Here is an 18,312-nt window from a genome sequence, read left to right as displayed (position 1 = left end):
TCAGGCGCGTCCGCCGGAGTGAATTCATACGTCTCTGATTTCCTCATACACCATCCATGCTGCCACGACATCACCGCAGCACGCACCCGGTTATCGGCGCGCGGCGCCGCTCACCGGCCGTTCCACCACGATCCGGCGAGGCGGCCGGTGGCGACCAGCACCGACGGCCCGCGCAGCCACGCCGTGCCGCGCTCGAGGCCGACGGTCAATTCGCCCCCGGGGACACGGACCGTCACCCGGCCGGTGTCCTCGGGGATCCGGAAGCCGTCGGCGGCCAGCGCCGCGGCGGCCGCGGCGACGGTTCCCGTTCCGCAGGAACGGGTCTCGCCCACGCCGCGCTCGTAGACCCGCATGTCGACCGACCGCTCGCCGTCCAGCGCGGTGACGATCTCGACGTTCACGCCGTGCGGGAACAGGTCCGGGTCGAAGCCGGGCGGCACCGTCAGATCGAGCTTGCCGAGCGCGTCCGCGGACATCCCCGGATCGACGCAGGCCAGATGGGGATTGCCGACATCGATGCCGATCCCAGGCAGCGCCCAGCCCGCGATGGTCGCGGTGGACGCGCCGAGTTCGCGCACCCGCCCCATGCCCACGGTGACGTCCCCGGTGACCGCGTTCCCGGCGTGCACCGTCACCGGGCGCGCCCCGGCGCGGCTGCCGACGACGAAGCTGTCGCGAGTCTCCAGTCCCGACGCGGTCAGGTAGTGGGCGAAGACGCGCACGCCGTTACCGCACATCTCGGCGATCGAACCGTCGGCGTTGCGGTAGTCCATGAACCAGTCGTCGGCGCCGACATCCTCCGGAACCTCCGCGAGCACACCGGCGGCCAGCAACGCGCCGGCCCGCGCGACCCGCAGCACGCCGTCCGCGCCGAGTCCGCGGCGGCGATCGCACAGCGCGCCGACCTGCGCGGCCGTCAGCGCCAGGTCGGCCTGCGGGTCCGGCAGCACGACGAAGTCGTTCTGGGTGCCGTGGCCCTTGGTGAACTCGATGTCCGGCACGGGTGATGTCTCCCTATCTCGTCGTCATCTGGCAAACGTCCGGCGCTGCCGGGAAATTTCGTAGAGCGCCACCGCCGCGGCCGAGGGCGCCCCCAGGGAACTGGCCGTGCCGCCCATCGGGATGTGCACCATGTCGTCGCAGGCCGTCTGCCAGGCGGAGCTCATCCCGCTGGTCTCGTTGCCGACGACAAGAATAGTCGCTTCGGTGAAGTCGTAGTCGTAGGCGGCGTGCCTGCCGTGCTCGTCGGTCCCCACGATGCGGGTCGGGATGCCACGGCGCACCTGCCGGTTGCGAAACTCCAGCACCTGCGCGGGCCCGGCGGCGCGGAACACCGGCACGGCGAACAGCGAGCCGGTCGAGGCGCGCACGGCCAGCGGGTCGTACTGGTCGGCGCCGTGACCGGTGATTACGACCCCGCTGGCGCCGAACGCGTCCGCCGAGCGGATCAGGGTGCCCAGGTTGCCCGGCGAGTTGGGCCGGTCGAACACCACGACCACCGGCGCGTCCTCCCCCGGCTCGCCCGGCTCGAAGGTTTCCAGCTCCGGCTGCCGCGACTCGGCGACCGCCACCAGTTCCGGGATCCCGCCGGACTTCTCGCCGAGTTCGGCCATCAGCTCGGGCACCAAGCCGACCTGCGGCACGCCGCTGGTGTCCAGCACTTCGCGCGCCCAGCTCGACAGCTCCGGGCCGCCGAGCCGGTACAGCAGCGTCTCCAGCGGCCAGTCGTTGGCCATGGCCTGCGTGATCGGACGGACCCCTTGCACCAGGAAACGGCCGTCGCGATGGCGCTTGGTGCGGTTGTTGAGGTAGGCCTGCCACACCTGGACGGAGGCGTTGCGCGTGCTCACACGTCGGGTCACTGCGGGGTCCGTTCTTTCTCGTCGAGCAGGGCCAGCGCCGTCGCGGCCGGATCCGCGGCGGCGCCGTCCACCCACCGCACCCGAGGATCGCGCCGGAACCAGGAGCGTTGCCTGCGCACGTAGCGCCGGGTGCCGATCAGGGTGCGTTCCTGAGCGTGGTTCAGGTCGTATTCGTTGTCCAGATAAGCCAGGACTTGTGCGTAGCCGATGGCGCGGCGGGCCGTCACGCCCTCACGCAACCCCCGCTCGATGAGGCCGCGCACCTCCTCCACCAGCCCGCCCTCGAACATCGCGGCGGTGCGGCGCTCGATTCGCGCGTCCAAGGCCGCGGTCTCCCGGTCGACGCCGATGACGACGGTGCCCCAGCGCGGCTGCCCGATCGTCGGCGCGGAGGCGGCGAACGGCCGCCCGGTGAGTTCCACGACCTCGAGCGCGCGCACCATGCGGCGGCCGTCGGTGGGCAGAATGGTGGCCGCGGCCACCGGATCGGCCTCGCGCAGCGCCGCGTGCACGGCGGCGACGCCCTCCTCGGCCAGCATCGCCTCCCAGCGCGCCCGGACCGCCGGATCGGTGGCCGGGAACTCCCACTGGTCCAGCAGCGCCTGGACGTACATCATCGACCCGCCCACGATGACGGGCACCCGGCCGCGCCGCATGATCGCGACGACGTCCGCGGCGGCGGCCGCCTGATAGGCGGCGACGGACGCGGTGTCGGTCACGTCGAGCACGTCGAGTTGGTGGTGCGGAATGCCCCGGCGCTGCTCGACGGGCAGCTTGGCGGTGCCGATGTCCATGCCCCGATACAGCTGCATGGCGTCGATGTTCACGATCTCGCCGCCGAGCCGTTCGGCCAGCTCGAGGGCGAGGTCCGATTTGCCGGTGGCAGTCGGGCCGACCACCGCGATCGGCGTGATGCCGGAGTCTGTCACGGCGCATCGTCTCCCGCGGGCCGCCAGAGGCTCACGTGGTAGCCGACCCCGAACGGGGCGTCGCGGTAACGCGTCTCGACCAGCGGGTCGGCGCGGAACAGCCCGGCCAGCACCTGGTAGGCGGCGCGTCCCGCGATGCCCAGCTCATCGCACAGGCCGGGATCGAGCGCCCACAGCGCGGCGCGATCGCCGGTGGACAGAGCGTGGTCCAGGCGGTCCTGCGCCGGACGAGCCCGTTCGTCCAGGTAGCCGGGCGCTTTGGTGGACAGCGTCGCGGCGCCGTCGGCGACGACGAGCACACCGCGCGGCGCGACGTCGCCGTCCAGCACGGCACGCGTCTTCGCCCCGGCCTCGCGGCAGTGCCCCGGCGTCGCGTCCGCGGGCACCACGCGCGCCTCGGCGATCGCGCCGGGGGCGACCTGTCCGCGCAGCCACCCGCCGATCAGCACGGCCAATGGCAGGTCGGCGTCAGCCCGCCCGGTTCCCGTGACCGCCGCACCGGAAAGACCGACCCGCACGTCAGCGCCGAAGCCGCGGAACGTACCGACGGTCTCCGGGCCGAACGTGCGCTCGTCCGCGCCGCCGACGCCGATCACCGTCCAGTGGTCCGCCGCGGCCGCGACGGCGCGCACGGCGTCGAGCACAGCGGACCGCAGCACCACGCGCGGATCCGGATCGCCTGTTCCCGCCTCGTCCGCCACGCCGCCGCACAGCTCGGGGACCAGCACGGGCGGCGACGGAACGAGGGCGGCGACGGAGAACACGTCGTAACCGTAGTCGTTGCCGGGACCACCGGTACCGCCCGGCTTCGAGTGTCTCTCCCGGAAACACCGCCGGGATTGATAGTGTTCGAGGAGCTACAACCCAGGTCATCAGGGGTTGGAAACCCCCGGGATTCCTCCTCGGGAAGGCATGGGTCGATGGTCACAAGGGCTCGGACCGGGTTGAATGGGATGAGCTAGGGCGTAACCAGGCAGCCGTGACGCGCGGCAGGGACGAGGAAAAATGACCGACAGCAACGGAACCGCGAAAGCCGGCCCCGGCAAGATGCCCCGTTCTTCCGGTGCTCCGAAACCGGGCCGCTCGATTCAACCGCCCAAGCCGCACGCGGTCAAACCCGCCCCTGGCCCGGCCCAGCAGCATCCCCATCCCGTCGTCGTGCCCACCGTCTCCGATCCGAGCCTGTGGGGCCGGGTCGACGAGGACGGCACCGCCTGGGTGAAGACCGCCGAGGGCGAACGACAGGTCGGCTCGTGGCAGGCCGGTGACGCCGCGGAAGGCCTGGCGCACTTCGGCCGCCGGTTCGACGATCTGGCCACCGAGGTCGCCCTGCTGGAAGCGAGGCTGGCCGCGGGGGCGGACGCGCGCAAGACCAAGGCCGCCGCGACGGCGCTGGCCGAGTCGTTGCCGACCGCCGCCGTCATCGGTGACATCGAGGGCCTGGCCCGGCGCCTGCAGGCCATCGCCGAGCATTCCGAAGAGGCCGCCGCGCACGCGAAGGAAGAGAAGGAACGCGCCCGGCACGAGCACACCGAACGCAAGGAGGCGCTGGCCGCCGAGGCGGAGAAGATCGCCGCCGAGTCCACCCAGTGGAAGGCGGCGGGTGATCGGTTGCGCGAGATCCTCGACGAGTGGAAATCCATCCGCGGCGTGGACCGCAAGGTCGACGACGCGCTGTGGAAGCGCTACTCCAAAGCGCGCGAGGCGTTCAACCGCCGCCGCGGCGCGCACTTCGCCGAGCTGGACCGGGAACGCGCCGCCGCGAAAGCGCGCAAGGAAGAGCTGTGCGTACAGGCCGAGGAGCTGTCCGGTTCCACCGAGTGGGTGGCCACCGCGAGCGTCTTCCGCGACCTGCTCGCCGAGTGGAAGGCCGCGGGCCGCGCGCCGCGGGAGGCCGACGAGGCGCTGTGGCGGCGCTTCAAGAGCGCGCAGGACGTCTTCTTCGCCGCCCGCAACGCCGCCGTCTCCGAGCGCGACGCCGAGTTCGAGCAGAACGCGGCCGCCAAAGAGGAACTGCTGAGCGCCTACGCCTTCATCGATCCGTCCGCCGATCTGGAAACGGCCCGCAGCGCACTGCGCGAACTCCAGGACAAGTGGGACGCCATCGGCAAGGTGCCGCGCGAGCGCATGCAGGAACTGGAAGGAAAGCTGCGCGCGATCGAGAAGCGCGTGCGCGATGCCGTGGACGCGCAATGGCGGCGCACCGATCCGGAGGCGATGGCGCGTGCCGCGCAGTTCCGGGAACGCGTGGCGCAGTTCGAGGAGCAGGCCGCGAAAGCGCAGGCCGCGGGCAATGCCCGCGATGCCGAGAAAGCGCTGGAGCAGGCCAAACAGTGGCGGGAGTGGGCCGAGGCCGCCGAAGGCGCCGTCAGCAACCGGTGACGATCAGGAATCGCCCATGAGGCGGCGGCGGTCGCGTTCCTCGGCGGCCGTCGCGGCGTTGCGGCGCTGCTCCTCAGCGGCCAAATGCAGCGCGGTGCGGCTCCACACCACGCGGATCCAGTGGAAGGTGAGCACGACGGTGACGATGGCGCCCAGGATCAGCCCGATACCGGGGCCCGCGCCGATGTAGTTGCCGACCCCGGGCGTCTGGCGGTGCCAGATCGAGAGCACGCCGAACACGCTCGCCACAGCGCTGCCCGCGACCGCGATCCAGGCCAGCACCCAGCGGCGGGTCATCAGCGCCAGCATCGAGAACCCGATGCCGAAGACCACGAGGAACCAGACGAAGACCCGCGAGGGCAGTCCGATGTGCTCGGCCCGCGCGACGTCGGTGTTCAACAGCACGTCGAAGCCGCGCGCCGCGCCCGCGTGCGGCAGGACCAGCGACGCCAGCAACAGGAACACCGCGCCGGCCACGACCATGGCGCGGACGCCGGGATCGATCTCACCGGCGATCCTGCGCTCGACGGCGTCCAGATCGTCGCGGAACTGCTCGAAATCGCCGGTGCTCTCGACCGAGCTCACTGAGTCCTCGTTTCGTTCGTCGCCAGCGGGGCTCGCGGGCTCGTGCCCCGGGGTCGCCGCGGACGCGCGGCGCTCGTCGTCGCCGGACGCGGCAGCTTCGGCGCCGCCGGCGGCGTCGTCGTTGTCGTCCGGGCGCGTGGTCATGCGCCGCAGCCGGTGGAGCAGCCGGCGGCGGCCGGTTCCGGGACGGGCGCGCCGATGCGCGGCAGCCCCAGACCGACGCCGATCGGAGCGGTCTTCGGCGTGACACCGCGTTCGTGCGCGTCACCGGCACGGGTGCGGCGATGGGTCTTGATCGCGGCGTCGGCGACCAAGTGGTGCGGCGCCGCGGCCGTGATGTCCACGGTGACCAGGTCACCGGGGCGGATCGGCTCGGCGGTGCCGCCCGGGCGGAAGTGCACCAGCCTGCCGTCGCGGGCGCGGCCGCTCATGCGCGCGGTCGCGGCGTTCTTCTTGCCCGCGCCCTCGGCTACCAGCAACTGCACCTCGGTGCCGATCAGCTCCCGGTTGGCGGCCAAGGAGATCTCCTCCTGCAGCGCGATGAGCCGGTCGTAGCGCTCCTGGACGACGGCCTTGGGCAGCTGATCGGGCATGCCGGCGGCGGGCGTTCCGGGCCGCTTGGAGTACTGGAAGGTGTACGCGCTGGTGAACCGCGCCTGCCGGACCACGTCCAGGGTGTCCTGGAAGTCCTCCTCGGTCTCGCCCGGGAAGCCCACGATGATGTCGGTGGTGATCGCGGCGTGCGGCATCGCGGCGCGCACTTTGTCGATGATGCCGAGGTAGCGGGCCTTACGGTAAGAGCGGCGCATCGCCTTGAGCACCCGATCCGAACCCGACTGCAGCGGCATGTGCAGCTGCGGGCAGATGTTCGGGGTCTCGGCCATCGCCTCGATCACGTCGTCGGTGAACTCGGCCGGGTGCGGCGAGGTGAAGCGGACCCGCTCCAAGCCGTCGATGCGTCCGCACGCGCGCAACAGCTTGGCGAACGCGCCGCGGTCGCGCGGCTCGCTCGGGTCGGCGAAGGAGGCGCCGTAGGAGTTCACGTTCTGGCCGAGCAGCGTCACCTCGAGCACGCCTTGGTCCACCAGCGCCTGTACCTCGGCGAGCACGTCGCCGGGGCGGCGGTCGACCTCCTTGCCACGCAGGGCCGGAACGATGCAGAAGGTGCAGGTGTTGTTGCAGCCGACCGAGATGGAGACCCAGCCCGCATAGGCGGACTCGCGCTTGGCGGGCAGCGTGGACGGGAACGCCTCCAGCGACTCCAGGATCTCCACCTGGGCTTCCCGGTTGTGCCGCGCCCGCTCCAACAGCACGGGCAGCGAGCCGATGTTGTGCGTGCCGAAGACCACGTCCACCCACGGCGCCTTGCGCACCACGACGTCGCGGTCCTTCTGCGCCAGGCAGCCGCCGACGGCGATCTGCATGCCCGGATGGCTCGCCTTGACCGGCGCCAGATGCCCGAGGGTGCCGTAGAGCTTGTTGTCGGCGTTCTCACGCACCGCGCAGGTGTTGAAGACGACGAGGTCGGCCGTCGCGCCGGGCGCGGCCTTCACGTAGCCCGCGTCCTCCAGCAAGCCCGACAAGCGTTCGGAATCGTGCACGTTCATCTGGCAACCGAAGGTGCGGACCTCGTAACTGCGTGCTGTGCCCTCGGCGGGAGCGGAAGCCAACACTGCCTGTCCGATCGAATCCACGCGTCCAGGGTACGGGGCGGCCGACGGTGGCTTTCGCGGGCATCGGCGCAGGCTCCGGGCGGTCTACGGCCGACGGCCGAGCAACCGGGAGGTTACGCCCGAGTGTCCGATCGGCGCGGCGGGACGGTGTGTCGCGGAAAGTCGGGCAAATTTCCGATTTTTGCCTAAGGTCATGACCATGACCGACGACGACGCCGCGCCCGCGACGACCGGGGACGCCTCTGCCGGGGCCGTCAGCGCCGCCACAAGCGGACCGCCGATGATCTTGATGCGCGAAGTGGACAAGCACTTCGGCGACCTCCACGTACTCAAGGACATCAACCTCGAGGTGCCCAAAGGGCAGGTCGTCATCGTGCTGGGCCCCTCGGGCTCCGGGAAGTCGACACTGTGCCGCACCATCAACCGGTTGGAGCCGATCGACTCCGGCGACATCGCCATCGACGGCGTCCCGCTGCCCGCCGAGGGCCGCGCACTGGCCGCCCTGCGCGCCGACGTCGGCATGGTCTTCCAATCCTTCAACCTGTTCGCGCACAAGACGATCGTCGAGAACGTCATGCTCGCGCCGGTCAAGGTCCGCAAAGTCAAGAAGGACGCCGCCCGCGCCCGCGCGATGGAACTGCTCGACCGGGTGGGCATCGCCGATCAGGCCGACAAGTACCCGGCGCAGCTGTCCGGCGGCCAGCAGCAGCGCGTCGCCATCGCCAGGGCGCTGGCGATGAGCCCGAAGGTGATGCTGTTCGACGAGCCGACCTCCGCGCTGGACCCGGAGATGGTCAACGAGGTGCTCGAAGTGATGGTCTCGCTGGCCAAGGACGGGATGACGATGCTGGTCGTCACCCACGAGATGGGCTTCGCGCGCCGCGCGGGGAATCGGGTGCTGTTCATGGCCGACGGCCAAGTGGTGGAGGACGCGCCGCCGGACGCCTTCTTCACCGCGCCGAAGTCCGAGCGCGCGAAGGACTTCCTGGGCAAGATCTTGAGCCACTGACCTGCCGGACACAGCGGCCAGCACACCCACGGATAGGGAGAAGGAACTCGATGAGGATCAATCGCGCTCTGCGCATCGGTGTCGGAGCGATCGCCCTGACACTCGCCGCCGCGACCGCCACCGCGTGCGGCGGCGGCGACGACAAGTCCGCCCTCGACCACGCCAAGGACGGCAAGCTCACCGTCGGCATCAAATTCGACCAGCCGGGCCTGGGCCTGCGGACCAAGGACGGGTCCTACAGCGGCTTCGATGTCGACGTCGCCCGCTACGTCGCCGAGAAGCTGGGTGTGCAGCAGGACAAGGTGACGTTCAAGGAGGCGCCGTCGCCGCAGCGGGAGACGCTGATCGAGAACGGGCAGGTCGACTTCATCGTCGCGACCTATTCCATCACCGACAAGCGCAAGGAGAAGGTGGACTTCGCCGGCCCGTACTTCATCACCGGCCAGTCCCTGCTCGTCAAGAGCGGCAACACCGACATCACCGGCGTGGAATCGCTGAACGGCAACAAGAAGCTGTGCTCGGTGAAGAACTCCACTCCCGCGCAGAACGTGAAGGAGAAGTACGCCAAGGATGTCCAGCTGCAGGAATACGACACGTACTCGTTGTGCGTTGAGGCTTTGAAAGCCGGCGACGTGGACGCGGTCACCACCGACGACGTCATTCTGCGTGGTTTCGCCGCCCAGGCCCCCGACGCGCTGAAGGTGGTGGGGCAGCCGTTCACCACCGAGAAGTACGGCATCGGGGTGAAGAAGGGCGATCAGCAGACCCGGGACCAGATCAACGACGCGATCGAATCGATGATCCAGAGCGGGGCCTGGAAGTCGGCGCTGGAGAAGAACTTCGCCGCCACCGGCTATCAGATCCCGGCGCCGCCACAGGTGGAACGGTACTGAGTCGGCGTGCCGCGGCTGGATTCCGGACGGACCGGGGTCCCGCCGCGGCGGCAGACCCTCCCCTCGAGAAGGAAAGGGACGCGTCCACTGTGTTCGAGTTGATCTCGGATTATCAATCCCAGTTGCTGGACGCATTCTGGGTGACCATCAAGCTGACCGTGGTGTCGGCGATCGGTGCGCTCGTCCTGGGCACCGTGGTGGCCGCGATGCGGGTATCGCCGATACCGGTGGCACGCTGGATCGGCGCCGCCTACGTGACCATCTTCCGCAACACGCCACTGACGCTGATCATCGTCTTTTGCTCGCTCGGATTGAGCACCACGCTCGGGCTCAAGCTGGCCTCTGGTGGCAGGGACGACATCGCCGAGAACAATTTCCGCTGGGCACTCGTCGGACTCAGCGTGTACACCGCGGCGTTCGTCTGCGAATCACTGCGCGCCGGAATCAACACGGTGCCGCTCGGGCAGTCGGAGGCGGGTCGCTCGCTCGGCCTCACGTTCGGCCAGAATCTGCGCCTCATCGTGCTGCCGCAAGCCTTTCGCGCGGTCATCGCCCCCCTGGGTAGCGTGCTGATCGCGCTGACGAAGAATTCCACCATCGCCTCCGCGATCGGCGTGGCCGAGGCCGCGCTGCTGATGGCGGGCATGAACGAAACCGAAGCCGCACCGCTGCAGATCGGCGCCATCTTCGCCCTCGGCTTCGTGATCCTGACCCTGCCCATGGGCCTGCTGTTCGGCTGGCTGGCCAAGCGCTTCGAGGTGGCCCGATGAGTTCTGGTGCGTCCGTCCTATTCGATGCTCCCGGGCCGAAGGCGCGGCTGCGCAACAACATCTACTCGGTGGTGTTCGTCGCCGCGATCGTCGCCGTCGGATGGTTCGTCTACCGAGGCTTCGCCGACAAGGGTCAGTTCGAGGCCGAGAAGTGGAAGCCATTCGTGGAGCAGGAGGTGTGGAACACCTACCTGCTGCCCGGTTTGCGCGGCACCGTCGTCGCCGCCGTTCTGTCGATCGTCTTCGCCTTGGTAATAGGGATGATCTTCGGCGTACTCCGGTTGTCCGATCATCGGGCCGTCCGCGTGGCGGCGGGCACGATCGTCGAATTCGCCCGGGCCATCCCGGTGCTCATCCTGATGATCTTCCTCTTCTCGGTGTACGCCGACTACAAAGTGTTCCCGTCCGACCAGCTCGCCTTGGGTGCGGTAGTGACCGCGCTGACGATCTACAACGGCTCGGTGATCGCCGAGATCGTGCGCTCGGGCATCCGCGCACTACCCAAGGGACAGACCGAAGCGGCCGTCGCGCTGGGATTGCGCAAGGGTCAGCTCATGCGGATCATCCTGCTACCGCAGGCGATCACCGCGATGCTGCCCGCCCTCGTGTCGCAGATGGTCGTCGCTTTGAAGGATTCGGCACTCGGATACCAGATCACCTACACCGAAATCGTTCGGTCCGGTCAGCAACTCGGCGCCGCCGAACAGAATGTCATCCCGGCTCTGATCGTCATCGCCGCCATCATGATCGCGCTCAACTACTCGCTCACCACCTTCGCCACCTATTTGGAGCGCCGCCTACGCACACGCAAGCGCGGTAGAACCGTCGTCGCCGCGTCCTCCATCATCACCGATGCGGCCCCCGGTATGGATCTGACCAAGACACGCTGAATGCCTTGATTCTCTTGACACTCCGCGGCGTTACGTGTTGAGATTTGTTCGATACAAACCGGGGGCGGGGGGACCGAACACGATCGAACTATTTCCGTATTCGAGCCGATAGCGATCACATCCCGCAGCTCCGCCGGCCGTGTGCGAATGAGTGTCCGATGGCTGGACAGCATCGTCGCAGAAGCAAATTCGGCGTCGAGTTCCGGCGAGCGATGCAGCGGCAACGTATGGGCAGAGTGCGGGTAGCACTCTCTCCTTTTTCACACGACCGACACGTTCACATCGGGGACTGAATATGAAATTTTTAAAGAGCGCAGCCGGGGTCACCATTGCACTCGCCGGCATTTTTGCGAGCACCACCGGGACTGCCCTAGCGGATGACCCCACCAGGTTTCCCGGTTTCAAATCCGAGAACGATTGCCACGGCTGGGGACAATACTCGCTGCAGCATACTGCCTGGGTCCGCAACTATAAGTGCGTTCACGAAGGCGGGGAATGGGTGATCTACCTTTCCGACCACTGAGTGATCTACATCGCCTCGCCGCAGCGGCCGCTTCAGGGCGGTCGCTGTCGGGTCGAGATGCGGTGTCGGCCGGCCTGGGGACTCATACACCTTCAATCGATCACGGATTCGGCACTGCGCGGAGTAGAGCCATAACCCTCGTTGGTGTTGCGCTCGAGCTGAGCGCAACACTCGTGCCCTCCGCGGTGTCGCGTCAATCTCGTAGGCACACACCGATCCCCGGTAGCCGACCGGTGGGACGGTCATCAGTGCTTCGTACCCGCGAAAGTTGACGATCGATGACCAGCCGTACCTCCGACCGCCAGTTCGATGACTCCTTCGGTAGCGAGGCCACCGGTCTGTCCGCCGACACAGGAGAGGCGTAGACCGACGATGCCGCACCCGAAACCCGTGCAGCGTTGCATCTCCGCCGCGGCGGTACGGAGGGTACTGACCTCCACCGCTTCGGGTCGGGCCCCGATCGGTTGCCCGAGCAACGACAATCAGCCAACCGATCGAAAACGCCGTAGCCGTCCCAGATTCCGCTAGCAGCAGCAGTCGTACCGAGCCACAGGCCATTCCGGCCCACCCGCATCCCGCACATCCGACCGGCGTCGAACGCAGTCGTGAGCGAATGCGGGTTCACGCGGCCCGACCGACCGATCCGGCAGCGAAGAGGCACTTTCCTCCCGACGACCACCCCGCGGACCTCGGCAGCCGTGAAGGTGCTCGATCTCGCTGAGTTCCGTGGCACCGAACCAGCTTCACGCATCGCGCGGGCCCGACGATCGCGGGTATACGACAGCACCTTGCCCCGGTCGAGCACCCCGGGTTCAGTCGATGCCCTCGTCGAGGTCGCCCTCGATCCCCCGATCCGCCAACTCCGCCTTGACCACCCGATACGCCATGGACTGGCCGTAGCCACGGCGGGCCAGCATGCCGACGAGGCGGCGAATCATCTTGTCCCGGTCCAGTTCTCGCGGCAGCGAGCGCAGTTTGCGGCGGACCAGCTCGGCGGCGCGGGCTTCCTCGTCGTCGGTGGTGATGGCGTCGAGGGCGGCGGCGGCTTCCGACCGCGCGACGCCCTTGCGCCGGAGTTCCTGCGCGAGCGCCTGCTTGCCCTTGCCGGAGAAGGTATGGCGGGAGTGCACCCATTGCTCCGCGAAGGCGGCATCATCGATGAGGCCGACTTCGCCGAGTCGGTCGAGCGCGCGTTCGCTCACCTCGGGCGCGTACCCCTTGGCGGCCAGACGCTGAGCCAGCTCCGCCCGGCTGCGGGCACGGACGGCGAGCAAGCGGAGACACGCCTCCTTCGCCTGCTCGACCGTCCCGCCTTCGGACCCGGCCGCCACCGGATCCGCCGACCAGCCTTCGGGCCGGCCGGAGTCGGTCGAGGACGAGCCGGAACGCCCCCGCGCCCCCCGACGCCCACGACGGGACTCAGCCGGACGCGCCCGCTGCGGATCGGACGCATCCGGCCGAGTTCCCATGGTGTCCGGCGCAACCGAACCACCTTCGGCTCTCCGGACGAGCTCGGAATCCTGTTCGCGTACCCGGACGCCTTCCGGCGAACCGGAGCCGGACAGGAGTTCTTCCAGCCGGCGCCGCATCTCCTGTACCGCGTCGGCCCGTGGCCGCCCGGAATCAGCCGGAGCCGTGCCGGGCGCGCGCCGGTTCGTCGGCTCAGAAATCGGCGGGCACCTCCGCGGCCGCATCGGCCGTCACGTCGGCGCCGATGCCGAGCTTCTCCTTGATCTTCTTCTCGATCTCGTCGCGGACGTCGACGTTCTCCAGCAGGAACTTGCGGGCGTTCTCCTTGCCCTGACCGAGTTGATCGCCCTCGTAGGTGTACCAGGAGCCGGACTTGCGGATGAAGCCCTGCTCGACGCCCATATCGATGAGCGAGCCCTCCTTGGAGATGCCGTGCCCGTAGAGGATGTCGAACTCGGCCTGCTTGAACGGCGGGGAGACCTTGTTCTTCACGACCTTCACGCGGGTGCGGTTGCCCACCGCGTCGCTGCCGTCCTTGAGCGTCTCGATGCGGCGCACGTCCAGGCGCACCGACGCGTAGAACTTCAACGCCTTACCACCGGTGGTGGTCTCCGGCGAGCCGAACATCACGCCGATCTTCTCGCGCAGCTGGTTGATGAAGATCGCGGTGGTGCCGGAATTGTTCAGCGCGCTGGTCATCTTGCGCAGTGCCTGGCTCATCAGGCGGGCCTGCAGACCGACGTGGCTGTCGCCCATCTCGCCCTCGATCTCGGCGCGCGGCACCAGCGCGGCCACCGAGTCGATGACGATGATGTCGATCGCGCCGGAGCGCACCAGCATGTCGGCGATCTCCAGCGCCTGCTCACCCGTGTCGGGCTGGGAGACCAGCAGCGCGTCGGTGTCGACGCCCAGCTTGCGGGCGTAGTCCGGATCGAGGGCGTGCTCGGCGTCGATGAATGCCGCCACCCCGCCCGCGGCCTGCGCGTTGGCCACCGCGTGCAACGCCACGGTGGTCTTACCCGAGGATTCCGGGCCGTAGATCTCGACGACGCGGCCGCGCGGCAGACCGCCGATGCCCAGCGCCACGTCGAGCGCGATCGAACCGGTGGGGATCACCGAGATGGGCTGGCGCGCCTCCTCGCCGAGGCGCATGACGGCGCCCTTGCCGAAGCTCTTCTCCACCTGGGCCAGCGCGAGCTCGAGCGCCTTGTCCCGGTCGTACGCCTGTGGTGCCATGTCCTGATCCCCTTTTCGACGGGTAAGTCTCGTTCTGTGGTTGGCGCCTACAGTAGAGCGCGGCACCGACAAGTTCTGGCGACCAGACTAGACGAACAGATGTTCGAGTCAAGCGACGCGCCCGGCGCTCCCGCACCGTCGCAGCGAACGCCGCGCGATCAGGGCACCAACGCGATCCGGTCGGTATCCAGCAGCGTCTGCGCCTGCTTGAGCACGCGCAGCGACGGCGTCACCTCCACGCCCGTGATCCCGTCCAGCGCGCCGAGCCGCTCGGTCACGTACCGGTAGAGGTCCGCGGTGTCGCGGCAGATGATCGAGGCGAACATCGTGGACGGTCCAGTCGTGGCGGCCACGAAGACGATCTCCGGATGCGTGGCCATCGCTTGCCCCACGGCATCCAGGTCGGCGGGACGCACCCGCAGCCACAGCGCGCCGCGCACGCCGTAACCCATCCGCTCGATCGCGAAATCGATGTCGAAGTACAGCACGCCCGCCGCGGTCAGCTCCGCCATGCGCCGCGCGACGCGCGGCGCCGTCCACCCGGTCGCGGCCGCGAGCTGGGCGTACGGAGCGCGCCCGTCCCGGCCGAGCAGCGTGAGCATCGCCTCGTCGGCCGCCGACAGGTCCATCGGCGCGTCCGGCCCCGCATCCGCGGGCCGGCGCCGCGCGGGGCCGAGGTCGTCGAGTTGGGCGTCGGTCAGCAGATGGCGGTAGCGCGGCCACTCCTCGTCGAGCGGGAATCGGTGGATGACCTCGTGCGCGGTCAATTCCAGCACTTGCGGGGCGCGCGGCAGGATGTGCAGCAGCAGCGCGTCACGCCGTTCGATCGAGCGCGGCCTGCCCACGCAGGTGACCTCGGACCCGGTGGACAGCAGCGTCACCCAGCTCAGATCCGGGATCCGGGCCAGCGACTCGGCCAGCCGCAACGCCTTGTCCGGTGTCGATTTCAGGCGCAGCACCCAGCGCGCGTGGCCGAGCGGCACCGCGTTCACCTGCCCGGACACGTGCAGTATGCCGCGCTGACGCAGCGCGCGGTACCGCCGCGCCACCGTCTGCTCGGAGACCCCGAGGATGCCGCCCAGCCGGGCGAACGGGATCCGGACGTCGTGGACCAGCCCGTGCACGATCTGCTTGTCCAGCACATCCAGTCCGGAGGATTCCCTCGAGTTATCGTCTCGCACAGGAGGAATCTAACGCGGATGCCGCTGCGGCTAGGGAGATCCATCCACTTGCCGCACGCTTGGCGTCGAAATCGTTCGAATCCGCCGTGGAGGCTCCCGTGAGGAAATGGCTCCCCTTGTTCGCCGCGTGCCTCGGCACGCTGATGCTGCTCATCGACGTCACCATCGTGAACGTCGCCCTGCCGGACATCGCCGCCGACCTGGACACCGGATTGTCCGGCTTGCAGTGGGTGGTGGACGGCTACGCCCTGGCGCTGGCCGCCTTGCTGCTGGTGCTCGGCTCGCTCGCCGACCGGGTCGGCGCGAAGCGCGCGTACCTGGCCGGGTTGGTCGTCTTCGCGGTCGCGTCGCTCGGCTGCGGCATCGCAGAGTCCGCGGCGGCCCTCGTCACGGCGCGGGCACTGCAAGGCATCGGCGGGGCGGCCATGTTCGCCACCACGCTCTCGCTGCTGCACGCGACCTACACCGGACGCGACCGCGGCGTCGCCTTCGGCGTATGGGGCGCGGTATCCGGCGCGGCGGCGGGCATCGGAGTGGTGCTCGGCGGCGTCCTCACCGACGCCCTGTCGTGGCGCTGGATCTTCTTCGTCAACCTGCCTATCGCCGTGCTGGCGATCGGCTTGACCGCCGCGGTGTTCCCGCCCGCTCGGCGGCGGCCGGGCCGAGCCGTGGACCTGCCGGGCATGCCTGCCTTCGCGACGGCGGCCACCGCGGTCACCTACGGCGTCATCCGCGGCGGCGAGCACGGCTGGACGGACGCGGCCGCGGTGACGGCGTTCGCGCTGGGCGCCGCTGCGGCGCTGATCTTCGTCGTCGTCGAAATGCGCAGTTCCGCACCGATGTTCCCCCTGGCGCTGCTGCGCAACCGTGACTTCGGCGCGACCCTGTTCGGCGCGTCCGGGCAGACGTTCGCCGCGTTCGCGAGCAGCCCCCTGATCTCGCTGTGGCTGCAACAGCAACTGCACATGTCCCCCCTGCACGCGGGGCTGGCGATGCTGCCGATGGCCGCGACCGCGTTCGTGGTGGCGGGTGCGTTCGGGAGGTTCCTGCACGACATCGCGCCGAGGTGGACCATCGGCGGAGGGCTGGTGGTCGTGGGCCTGGGCAGCTGGCTGCTGATGCTCGTCGGCGCCGAGTCCTCCTGGGTCGCGCTGGTCCCCGGATTCCTGGTCATCGGCATCGGGATCGGCGTCAACGCGCCCGCGCTGGTCTCGACCGGCATGGCGGCCGTCGCCCCGGAGCAGGCAGGCACGGCCGCGGGTGCGGTGAACACCGCGCGGCAATTGGGCCTGGCGCTCGGCGTCGCGGTGCTCGGCACCGTGTTCCGCGGTGTGGCGACCGGCGAGCAGCCGATGACCCTGCCGCACTTCGTCGCGGGGCTCGACGCGGCGTTCGGCGTCGCGGCCGCGGTGGGCGTGGGATTCGGGGTGATCTCGTTCGCACTGTTCCCCCGGCGCCGCGCGAATGCCGGATCGGCCGAACCCGAGCGGCAGGCCGTCGCCGCCTGAGCGCGATCCGGCACACGAGACGGCGGCGTCCGGCTGGGCGCCGCCGTCCGCGATGGGCGTGCGGTCCCCGCAGCGCACTACCGCTGTGGAAGCACCGACTCGTCGCCCGCCTCCCGCGACCCGAAGATGCGCCGCTCGGACTCCTCGATCCGGACATCGTTGATGCTGGCCTCACGCCGGGACATCAGGCCGTCCGGGGCGAACTCCCACTGCTCGTTGCCGTAGCTGCGGAACCACCGGGCGGACTCGTCGTGCCATTCGTACTGGAAGCGCACCGCGATGCGGTTGCCGTCGAAGGCCCACAAGTCTTTGCGCAGTGCGTAGCCGTTCTCGATCGACCACTTCCTGGTGAGGAACTCGACGATCGCGTCGCGGCCGGTGAAGAACTCGTCGCGATTGCGCCACACGGAGTCCTCGGTGTAGGCGGCCGCGACCCGCTCCGGATCGCGGGTGTTCCAGGCGTTTTCGGCAGCTCGCACCTTGGCCCGGGCGGATTCCGCGTCGAACGGGGGTAATGGGGGTCGCATGGGATGGTTCCTTTCCTCGAAGTTTCAGGGATTGACGGGCGAGAGCTCGGCGGGCCCCCACCGCAGCGCTCCCCCGGGCCGCTCGACCACCTCCTCGACGGTGAAATCCAGTGAGCATTGCGAGCCTGCGGCGAATGTCTCGGGCGCCCAGATCAATTCGGCGGTGCCGGTGAGCTGCAACACGGCTCCCGTGGACCAATCCGGGATCAGAACCCCGCAACGGGGGTTGACCTCGAGGTTGCCGAGCGTCATGAACATCGAATTGCCCCGGTAATCCGGCCAGCGCAGACGGGTGGGCGAAAGCACCTGCAAGAAGCCCGGATTACCGCCGCGGTGCGAGGCGTCCGCGTTGCCCTCCGCGTCCGCTGTCGCGACGAAGAACGTGTCGGCTGCCGCTATCGCGGCCCGCTGGCCCGCGTCGAGTTCGACGCCGCGCCGCACCGCCGGTGAGCCGGCCTCGGGGGCATAGCTCTCGATATCGCGCCGCGAGATGTACTTAGGACAGTTCGAGTACACCTGATCGGTGACGATGCGCAGGCCCGCGCCCTCCGGCGTCGACCTGCCGTTGACCCGCATCCGCCTGCGCCGCTGCGGTTGCAGCGCGATCATGCCGACGCGGGAGGGATGTGTCAGCGCTTCGTGCAGCGGATCGGCAGCAGAGGGCCGGGTTCGGACTGTGATGGTCCGGTCGTCCACCGCCCGCACGAAACCGGGCAGCCCGACCAGCTCGCTCGCCCACAGCCTGCCCGCCGCGTCGGCGGCGGCGAGCACCACCATCCGCTGTTCGGCCAGGAAGCCCGCGGCGACCGCCGGGATATCGGGGCGGATCATGCGACCGACCCGTTCGGCGATGTCCGCCTGCCCCATCCGGCGC

General features: G+C 69.3%; 17 protein-coding genes. 6 read left to right on the top strand and 11 right to left on the bottom strand.

Annotation, left to right across the window (positions count from 1 at the left end; all coding sequences use genetic code 11):
* Window positions 1–110: 110 nt before the first annotated feature.
* Genes dapF through QMG86_RS08570 form a run of 4 tightly spaced genes read right to left on the bottom strand, consistent with a single transcriptional unit; the run spans window position 111 to window position 3,555 of the window.
* Window positions 111–992, bottom strand: a complete 882-nt coding sequence (gene dapF / locus QMG86_RS08585) for a diaminopimelate epimerase (RefSeq protein WP_281880849.1) — start codon at window positions 990–992, stop codon at window positions 111–113.
* 33 nt (window positions 993–1,025) lie between these two features.
* Window positions 1,026–1,862, bottom strand: a complete 837-nt coding sequence (locus QMG86_RS08580) for a TrmH family RNA methyltransferase (protein WP_281878752.1) — start codon at window positions 1,860–1,862, stop codon at window positions 1,026–1,028.
* On the bottom strand, window positions 1,859–2,791 hold the full coding sequence (gene miaA / locus QMG86_RS08575; RefSeq protein ID WP_281878751.1) for a tRNA (adenosine(37)-N6)-dimethylallyltransferase MiaA: 933 nt from the start codon (window positions 2,789–2,791) through the stop codon (window positions 1,859–1,861). Before miaA ends, QMG86_RS08580 begins: the two co-directional genes overlap by 4 nt.
* Entirely contained in the window at window positions 2,788–3,555 is a 768-nt protein-coding gene (locus QMG86_RS08570; protein WP_281878750.1) for a class III extradiol ring-cleavage dioxygenase family protein, read from the bottom strand. Before QMG86_RS08570 ends, miaA begins: the two co-directional genes overlap by 4 nt.
* A gap of 241 nt (window positions 3,556–3,796) precedes the next feature.
* On the opposite strand from QMG86_RS08570, the gene QMG86_RS08565 reads away from it, so the two are divergent.
* Window positions 3,797–5,173, top strand: a complete 1,377-nt coding sequence (locus tag QMG86_RS08565) for a DUF349 domain-containing protein (protein ID WP_159838176.1) — start codon at window positions 3,797–3,799, stop codon at window positions 5,171–5,173.
* 3 nt (window positions 5,174–5,176) lie between these two features.
* Here QMG86_RS08565 and QMG86_RS08560 read toward each other — a convergent pair whose 3' ends face one another.
* Both QMG86_RS08560 and miaB read right to left on the bottom strand, forming a co-directional pair.
* Entirely contained in the window at window positions 5,177–5,902 is a 726-nt protein-coding gene (locus QMG86_RS08560) for an Rv2732c family membrane protein (protein ID WP_281878748.1), read from the bottom strand.
* Window positions 5,899–7,365, bottom strand: coding sequence for a tRNA (N6-isopentenyl adenosine(37)-C2)-methylthiotransferase MiaB (miaB, locus tag QMG86_RS08555; protein WP_281880848.1), 1,467 nt, complete (start codon window positions 7,363–7,365; stop codon window positions 5,899–5,901). The genes QMG86_RS08560 and miaB overlap by 4 nt, the downstream gene beginning before the upstream one ends.
* Window positions 7,366–7,711: 346 nt before the next feature.
* Between miaB and QMG86_RS08550 the strand changes: the two genes are divergently transcribed.
* From QMG86_RS08550 to QMG86_RS08535, 4 genes are all read left to right on the top strand, one after another.
* A complete protein-coding gene (locus QMG86_RS08550; RefSeq protein WP_281880847.1) occupies window positions 7,712–8,440 on the top strand; it encodes an amino acid ABC transporter ATP-binding protein in 729 nt (242 codons plus the stop codon).
* A gap of 50 nt (window positions 8,441–8,490) precedes the next feature.
* Window positions 8,491–9,333, top strand: coding sequence for a glutamate ABC transporter substrate-binding protein (locus QMG86_RS08545; protein ID WP_281878746.1), 843 nt, complete (start codon window positions 8,491–8,493; stop codon window positions 9,331–9,333).
* Window positions 9,334–9,422: 89 nt separating this feature from the next.
* Window positions 9,423–10,103 (top strand): amino acid ABC transporter permease, encoded by a 681-nt coding sequence (locus QMG86_RS08540; RefSeq protein WP_281878745.1) that lies wholly within the window; start codon window positions 9,423–9,425, stop codon window positions 10,101–10,103.
* Window positions 10,100–10,993, top strand: coding sequence for an amino acid ABC transporter permease (locus tag QMG86_RS08535; RefSeq protein ID WP_281878743.1), 894 nt, complete (start codon window positions 10,100–10,102; stop codon window positions 10,991–10,993). The genes QMG86_RS08540 and QMG86_RS08535 overlap by 4 nt, the downstream gene beginning before the upstream one ends.
* Window positions 10,994–12,328: 1,335 nt before the next feature.
* On the opposite strand, the gene recX is transcribed toward QMG86_RS08535, so the two are convergent.
* The 3 genes from recX to QMG86_RS08520 all read right to left on the bottom strand — a co-directional run bounded on the left by recX (window position 12,329) and on the right by QMG86_RS08520 (window position 15,403).
* Window positions 12,329–12,847 (bottom strand): recombination regulator RecX, encoded by a 519-nt coding sequence (gene recX, locus QMG86_RS08530; protein WP_281878742.1) that lies wholly within the window; start codon window positions 12,845–12,847, stop codon window positions 12,329–12,331.
* A 331-nt stretch (window positions 12,848–13,178) separates the two neighbouring features.
* A complete protein-coding gene (recA, locus tag QMG86_RS08525; RefSeq protein WP_043728224.1) occupies window positions 13,179–14,222 on the bottom strand; it encodes a recombinase RecA in 1,044 nt (347 codons plus the stop codon).
* Between the two features lie 158 nt (window positions 14,223–14,380).
* Complete coding sequence (locus tag QMG86_RS08520; protein ID WP_281878740.1) at window positions 14,381–15,403, bottom strand: Lrp/AsnC family transcriptional regulator; 1,023 nt, start codon at window positions 15,401–15,403, stop codon at window positions 14,381–14,383.
* Window positions 15,404–15,501: 98 nt separating this feature from the next.
* Between QMG86_RS08520 and QMG86_RS08515 the strand changes: the two genes are divergently transcribed.
* Window positions 15,502–16,911: an MFS transporter gene (locus QMG86_RS08515; protein ID WP_281878738.1), complete on the top strand. Its 1,410-nt coding sequence runs from the start codon at window positions 15,502–15,504 to the stop codon at window positions 16,909–16,911.
* A 77-nt stretch (window positions 16,912–16,988) separates the two neighbouring features.
* Here QMG86_RS08515 and QMG86_RS08510 read toward each other — a convergent pair whose 3' ends face one another.
* Both QMG86_RS08510 and QMG86_RS08505 read right to left on the bottom strand, forming a co-directional pair.
* Window positions 16,989–17,438, bottom strand: a complete 450-nt coding sequence (locus QMG86_RS08510) for a nuclear transport factor 2 family protein (protein WP_281878736.1) — start codon at window positions 17,436–17,438, stop codon at window positions 16,989–16,991.
* Between the two features lie 24 nt (window positions 17,439–17,462).
* Window positions 17,463–18,305, bottom strand: coding sequence for a pyridoxamine 5'-phosphate oxidase family protein (locus tag QMG86_RS08505; RefSeq protein ID WP_281880846.1), 843 nt, complete (start codon window positions 18,303–18,305; stop codon window positions 17,463–17,465).
* Between the last annotated feature and the right edge of the window lie 7 nt (window positions 18,306–18,312).

The organism is Nocardia sputorum (assembly GCF_027924405.1).
GTDB lineage: Bacteria > Actinomycetota > Actinomycetes > Mycobacteriales > Mycobacteriaceae > Nocardia > Nocardia sputorum.
Note: the sequence above shows the minus strand (reverse complement) of the source record. Positions and strands in the feature narration are given on the sequence as shown.

Bases quoted from the DNA above. Each gene is read 5' to 3' on its own strand.
- QMG86_RS08565 (WP_159838176.1), top strand. From the start codon at position 3,797: ATGACCGACAGCAACGGAACCGCGAAAGCCGGCCCCGGCAAGATGCCC.
- QMG86_RS08560 (WP_281878748.1), bottom strand. From the start codon at position 5,902: ATGACCACGCGCCCGGACGACAACGACGACGCCGCCGGCGGCGCCGAA.
- miaB (WP_281880848.1), bottom strand. From the start codon at position 7,365: ATGAACGTGCACGATTCCGAACGCTTGTCGGGCTTGCTGGAGGACGCG.
- QMG86_RS08550 (WP_281880847.1), top strand. From the start codon at position 7,712: ATGATCTTGATGCGCGAAGTGGACAAGCACTTCGGCGACCTCCACGTA.
- QMG86_RS08545 (WP_281878746.1), top strand. From the start codon at position 8,491: ATGAGGATCAATCGCGCTCTGCGCATCGGTGTCGGAGCGATCGCCCTG.
- QMG86_RS08535 (WP_281878743.1), top strand. From the start codon at position 10,100: ATGAGTTCTGGTGCGTCCGTCCTATTCGATGCTCCCGGGCCGAAGGCG.
- recA (WP_043728224.1), bottom strand. From the start codon at position 14,222: ATGGCACCACAGGCGTACGACCGGGACAAGGCGCTCGAGCTCGCGCTG.
- QMG86_RS08510 (WP_281878736.1), bottom strand. From the start codon at position 17,438: ATGCGACCCCCATTACCCCCGTTCGACGCGGAATCCGCCCGGGCCAAG.
- QMG86_RS08505 (WP_281880846.1), bottom strand. From the start codon at position 18,305: ATGGGGCAGGCGGACATCGCCGAACGGGTCGGTCGCATGATCCGCCCC.